The organism is Paraburkholderia strydomiana (genome assembly GCF_046030495.1).
In the GTDB taxonomy this organism is placed as follows: Bacteria; Pseudomonadota; Gammaproteobacteria; order Burkholderiales; family Burkholderiaceae; genus Paraburkholderia; species Paraburkholderia strydomiana_A.
The window spans coordinates 1-340 of record NZ_JAQQCJ010000085.1 but is presented as its reverse complement, the minus strand read 5'-3'; the positions used below and the strand labels follow the sequence as shown (position 1 = coordinate 340).

The 340-nt window shown below is 65.9% G+C and carries 1 protein-coding gene; it reads left to right on the top strand.

Annotation, left to right across the window (positions count from 1 at the left end; genetic code table 11):
- On the top strand, positions 1 to 259 hold a 259-nt coding region (locus PQQ53_RS35030; protein WP_408329329.1), incomplete at its 5' end, for a lipocalin family protein.
- Between the last annotated feature and the right edge of the window lie 81 nt (positions 260 to 340).

Genomic DNA, 340 nt, shown 5'->3' with positions numbered 1-340 from the left:
GGTCGTGTTCACGCCGGTTCGCACCTGGCGCTCTGCGCGCACGAACACGCTGTACCCCGTTTCGATGGACGTCGGAACAGGCCCGCTGAAGTGGCGGCTGGATCCGCTGATGGACGATCAGGAACTCGATTCGCGGCTGTCAACGGGCGCGGTGTACTGGGAAGGGGCGGTGAAGGTGAGCCGCGAAAGCGTCGAGGTGGGACGGGGTTATCTGGAGCTGACCGGTTACGCAGACGCGCTGCGGATCGGGAAGCGCTGAGGTACGGGTGTGGAGCGTACGGGCGAAGCCGCCGCCCGGTCTTTTTCCGTTAGTCCGCACGACGCTGTTCCAGCGCCCGTG